At 47.1% G+C, this 5,242-nt stretch carries 5 protein-coding genes; 1 reads left to right on the forward strand and 4 read right to left on the reverse strand.

Annotated features, from left to right (window positions below):
* The coding region (locus tag NTU69_08900) for an AIR synthase-related protein (GenBank protein ID MCX5803626.1) at positions 1–1,959 on the reverse strand (1,959 nt) is incomplete at its 3' end.
* Positions 1,960–2,277: 318 nt separating this feature from the next.
* Positions 2,278–3,030 (reverse strand): hypothetical protein, encoded by a 753-nt coding sequence (locus NTU69_08905; GenBank protein MCX5803627.1) that lies wholly within the window; start codon positions 3,028–3,030, stop codon positions 2,278–2,280.
* A 141-nt stretch (positions 3,031–3,171) separates the two neighbouring features.
* On the opposite strand from NTU69_08905, the gene NTU69_08910 reads away from it, so the two are divergent.
* The gene (locus NTU69_08910; GenBank protein ID MCX5803628.1) at positions 3,172–3,333 is read left to right on the forward strand and encodes a hypothetical protein; all 162 of its coding nucleotides are present in this window, start codon (positions 3,172–3,174) and stop codon (positions 3,331–3,333) included.
* Between the two features lie 30 nt (positions 3,334–3,363).
* On the opposite strand, the gene NTU69_08915 is transcribed toward NTU69_08910, so the two are convergent.
* Positions 3,364–4,866, reverse strand: a complete 1,503-nt coding sequence (locus NTU69_08915) for a radical SAM protein (GenBank protein MCX5803629.1) — start codon at positions 4,864–4,866, stop codon at positions 3,364–3,366.
* A 16-nt stretch (positions 4,867–4,882) separates the two neighbouring features.
* On the reverse strand, positions 4,883–5,038 hold the full coding sequence (locus tag NTU69_08920) for a hypothetical protein (protein ID MCX5803630.1): 156 nt from the start codon (positions 5,036–5,038) through the stop codon (positions 4,883–4,885).
* Positions 5,039–5,242: the final 204 nt, after the last annotated feature.

The raw sequence follows: 5,242 nt of genomic DNA on the forward strand, positions 1-5,242 counted from the left end.
TTGAAGCGGACCGCAGCATTGTTGTTGCGCAATCAAACCCGTAACACTTCGATCAACCTTATTTGTGAGAAATCTCTTTGAACCGACTGTGAGGTTCCGAAGCACACGAGACAATGCATCTTTTACCGACAGATCATCCGGCAATTCAACGGGCCTTAGTGAATATTCAAGCCTTTCATCCTTGAAGGTTTTCTGCGGCATATTGCCGAGGACCTTCCCGAGATTGAGATTCACAGGGGTTGAATCATCCTTCTCATCATGGACAACGAAGCGGCCGTCTCCTGTAACTTCTCCGAGGCATTCGCAATTCACCTTTTCCCTTTCGCAGATTGATTCGAATTCTGCAATCCTCTCAGGCATAATCAGGAAACCGCATCGCTCCTGATATTCGGCAATCCAGGTTTTGAGCACCGACAGGGTCGGGTCTCCTAACCTGATACGCCTTAGTTCGATTTTGCCCCCCGCCTTTTCCACAAGCTCCTTAAGAACATTGGCAGGGCCGCCGGCTCCCTGGTCATGGGCGCTTACGATAGGATTGTCGTCTCCCATTTCAATGCAAGCCCTGATGACGCGATTCATCTTTTGTTCCATCTCTGCATCGCCACGCTGGACAGCGTTGAAATCCAGCTCTTCCTCGTTCTCCCCCTGAAGTTTGCTGGAAGCCGAACCGCCGCCCACACCAATACCGTATGCAGGGCCGCCTACCTGAACGATAAGCATGCCTTTTTCCGCTTCATCCTTTTCAATATGCCTTGCATCGATCTGTCCGATGCCGCCCGTAAACATTATCTTTTTAATCCATCCCCAACGTTCGCCAGTGGGAAGCTTTTGGTCAAATGACCGCGTAAAGCCTGACACAACGGGCTCGCCGAACTTATTTCCGTAATCGCTGGCGCCGTCGCTCGCTCTTATCTCTACAGCCAGGGAAGGAGCCAGGCTTGATGGGTAGGCAAAGGATTTGGTTTCCCATGGCAAGTCATATCCGGGGATAAGCAGATTTGCAACGCAGTATCCCGCTGTTCCGGCAACGACCAGACCGCCTCTTCCTGTGGCCTGGACATCGCGGATCCTTCCGCCCGTGCCTGTTTCAGCCCCGGGGAAAGGGGCAACCCCGGTGGGAAAATTGTGCGTCTCGGCAGTAAAAATGATATGGTAGTGTGCCTTCTTTCTCTTAAAAGGCGCTGGTTTTCCGGGTTCTTCGGGGAGAATAGTCCAGCAGTCATATCCCTTAATCCCGCTGGAATTGTCCTTAAACGCTATGATGCTGTTTGATGGATTCGCTTTTAAAGTCGATTTTACGATCTCCATAAGCGTTTCCGGCATAGCGATATTGTTTATAATCTGCTTTCCTTTGAAATAGCCGTGCCGCGAGTGCTCGCTGTTGGCGTTATCCAGATCCCTTATTTCAACAATCGTAGGATTTCTTCCCTCTTCCTTTACAAAGTAATTGTAGTAGAGATTCCTGTCCCACTCGTCCATGGCAAGACCCGGTACTTCTAAAAGAGCGTTCGGACCCTTTTCCAACATAGGAATCTCAAACACAGGCTCCGGCAGAATTCCGGTTTCGAAGGTCTGCAACGGTCGATCATACAAGCATTCTGTCATTCGATCATGATTTTCCCAAACAAAACGGTCTCTATCAACTCCTGAAGCAAGTGGATATCGCCGGGAACGTTCTATGCGGGTAGCCTTTTCGAGCCCGCAGGTCTGGCAAATGGCGACGATATTTGTTGAATAGGCTGTGGCAAAGTTCATCCGCGGACCAAGCTCCACCACATCAGCTCCATCAGGGTTGATGGGTTTCGCAGATACACTTTCCATTATAAAGCCGTTGGCTAAAAGCTGCCTTAAAATCAAAAGCTCATGAGAATCCAAGGGCTCAGAAGTTTCCACGTTGAAGCAGTATTCCAGGTTCTCCGTTCTTTCCAAAAAAAAGTGTAGCATTGACTCCTTTGCCATTCCCCTCTTGCCTCCTCTTTATGCACATGTTTGTTCTATTCTGATATTGTACTCAATAAATGTCAATAAGATTTCAGATATTAACCATTATTGCTTGAAGTATTGCATATCAAAGGGAAGCAGTAAAAAACAACAGTTCAGGAAGTCGTTGGGTACCCGCTTCACCCACAAAGCAAGGAGATTCCGGAGATATGAAAATTGATGATTATTGAGAGAAACAAATCATGAAAGTTATTGAATAGTTGAAGGACGTCCCCAATCCTCCGTCTTTTTACGAAATGGGCGCACTTCCACTTTGTGATAAGGTGTGTGCAATTCTCAGGTTTTCACGGCCATGTACTTCTCGAACACGGCGAGATGGACTTCAAGGGCTTTCACTTCCTCATGAAGGTACATGGCCTTTTCTGCCAGCTCCGTTCCCTGTGCCAGGTGTGCGATGCGGTGTGAGAAACCCCCAATTGCCGCTATGCGGTTTCGGAAGTTGTGGGCAGTCTCCATCAGAATCTCCTCTTGCCGACTGCAGGACGTCATGAGTTGCTGGACGAGTTCGGCTCTTCCCATGATAGCGCCAAGGAGCTGTCCTATCACCTGGAGGTATTCGAAGTCCTCCGCCGAAATCGGGATGCCCTCTTTCCCCGAATCGACAATCAAAGCACCCAGTTTCTTCTCCTGCTGGGTCAGGGGATCGACGTAGCCCAGAGGGATAACGGCCTTGATCTTGATCGGTTCACTCAACGTGTGCGTGTAGCCGTTCGTCTGTCGAGGTTCTGTCAGGTTGATCGCGATGCCCTTCTTCACGACGTTCCAGACAATACTATCCTTGTGTACCTGAAGGCCGCCTACCGGACCGATGTGCTCACCTGCCCAGAACCTGAGCCTCAAGTCGCCTCCTTCCAGGAAGGCGCAGCGGGCCCTTTTGCCGAGCCGCTCAGAGAGGTGAGTGAGGACAGTTCCGAGGACCTTCTCGGGGATCGTGCTGGAACCCAGAAGACGGGCAACCTCCAGAATGTCCTGAAAATGGCTGGACAGATGCTTTTTTATTTTTGATTTTTTAACTGCCTTTTCTGCCATTTCTCGATCTCTGCCCTTTACCTATCGTAACACCTTTTTGCTCGATGAGCAACGGGCAAAAGTAATTTTTGCACCCGTGGGCAAACACTGCTTTTTTCCACTTGATCCCAGCCGTGTAATGTATATCATAATAAGGTGCTATTGAAAATTGGCGATAGCACCTACCTATGCGTAACAAAAGAGACGCCATGGAAAAATCTTAACGGCCAGATATTCTTAGGAGATAAAGGATTCATTGAAAAATGTAAAATTACCCTTGGTGTTACAAAAGATTTGAAGGAGATACAACGCTCACAGAGATAGGCAGACAGACCCATTTGGTTTCTTCACGGTTCACATATGGCTTCCAAACACTTTCCTGAAGTGGAACCCGTAAATAGAGTAGGTGATGGCCATGGGCAGGAGTCGCGGGCGTCTGAACAAAGACCAGAAAAGGAGCTTCCAGTAATAGAGCCTGGCTTTATCCTTTATGCCTAACACCACTATCGTTTTCAAAGGGGCTCCTATATAACCGAAATGAGACCAGATATATTTAAAGTGGAAGGATCTTTTTCTTTTTTCCAGAGGTCTGTATTCCCTTAGGAATGCCTTTACCCGCTCGTAGTACAATCCGGGAGAATAGATGCCACTAATTACCTTTCTGTATCCCTCGGCCAGTTTCTCGTAGCCCATCTTCGGAACGATGTTTGTTGAGAAATCCGTGTTGTCGCCGGAAATATCCTTCAATAACCTGTCTTCCTTTTGAAGGCGTTCGTAGAGCCTGCTGCCGCGGGGAGCATTCAGCATCCCTACCATGGCAGTAACAATTCTGCTTTTTTGAACAAACTCGATCAACCTCTCAAATGTTTCAGGGGAATCATGATCAAATCCTACGATGAAGCCTCCCCGCACACGTAAACCGAGCTTTTGAATTTTGTTTACGCTGGTAATGAGGTCACGATTGGTGTTCTGGAATTTGTTGCACTCCTTTAGGGACTCATTATCCGGCGTTTCAATACCCACAAAAACGGACTCAAAACCGGCCCGGATCATCAACTTCATCAGTTCTTCATCATCAGCGAGATCGATTGAAGCCTCGGTTGCAAAATCAAAGGGATATTTTCTTTTCTTCATCCAGTCGATCATTAAAGGCAAGACATCTTCTCTCAGCTTCTTTTTATTGCCTATGAAATTATCATCAACAAAAAAGATGCCACCCCTCCAGCCGAGTGAATAGAGGATTTCCAGTTCATCCAGTATCTGGCCCGCACTCTTGGTTCTGGTTTTTCTGCCGTAAAGGGTGGTAATATCACAAAACTCACACATGAATGGACAGCCCCGGGAATACTGGATATTCATGGAGACATATCTTTTCATATTGATAAGTTCCCAAAGGGGAACCGGTGTTTTTTTCAGATCAGGGAATGCCTTGGAGGTATAGAGATGTGTGGCCTTTCCCTCGGCGAGATCGTGTAAGAAGAGCGGGAGTGTCGTTTCGGCTTCATTCAGTACCAGGTGGTCCACTTCCTGGAAATCTTCGCAGGCTGCAGTAAAGAGCGGGCCTCCTGCTACGATTTTCTTGCCTCGTTCTTTACACCGGGAGATAACCTGTCTCACCGACTCTTTCTGGACAGTCATGGCACCGATGAACACGTAATCTGCCCATTCAAGGTCCTGGTCTTTCAAGTTGGCAACATTCAAATCTACAAGCCTCTTCTCCCATTCCTCAGGAAGCATTGCGGCAACCGTCAACAGGCCGAGCGGTGGATGCAGAGCCTTTTTTGATATAAACGTGAGTGCATATTTGAAACTCCAGAAGGTATCCGGGTACTTGGGGTATACGAGAAGCACTTTCATCTTTTATTGTTTACCTTTATCCATGAACATCTTTATTGTTAATCACCTGCTTCTGAGGTAATGACTTTCTTTGATGGTCTTCCAGTCTCTCTCCAATGCTTGCTGTATTTATGATCAGGGTTATCATGAAGAGAATGGGTGAGAAAATAAAGGGTACGAGAAGTTTCTTCATTCTTTTGACTCTCAATATATTAATGCTCACATTGAGCATATATGGGTAAATACCTCCAACATCCAATAGCTCATCAATTCGATACGTTCCTATTGTTACTGTTTTGTTACCCTCTCTTAATTACATTCTACACTGTGAAATATGTAAGTCAATAGAATAAACGGGAGCGATAGAGAAAACCGTGGGTGTAGGGTACACCTACAA

The sequence above is a fragment of the Pseudomonadota bacterium genome (assembly GCA_026388215.1).
Lineage (GTDB): Bacteria > Desulfobacterota > Syntrophorhabdia > Syntrophorhabdales > Syntrophorhabdaceae > JAPLKF01.

Coding starts and splice junctions, on each gene's coding strand:
- NTU69_08905 (MCX5803627.1), bottom strand. CDS start 3,030: ATGGCAGAAAAGGCAGTTAAAAAATCAAAAATAAAAAAGCATCTGTCC.
- NTU69_08915 (MCX5803629.1), bottom strand. CDS start 4,866: ATGAAAGTGCTTCTCGTATACCCCAAGTACCCGGATACCTTCTGGAGT.
- NTU69_08920 (MCX5803630.1), bottom strand. CDS start 5,038: ATGAAGAAACTTCTCGTACCCTTTATTTTCTCACCCATTCTCTTCATG.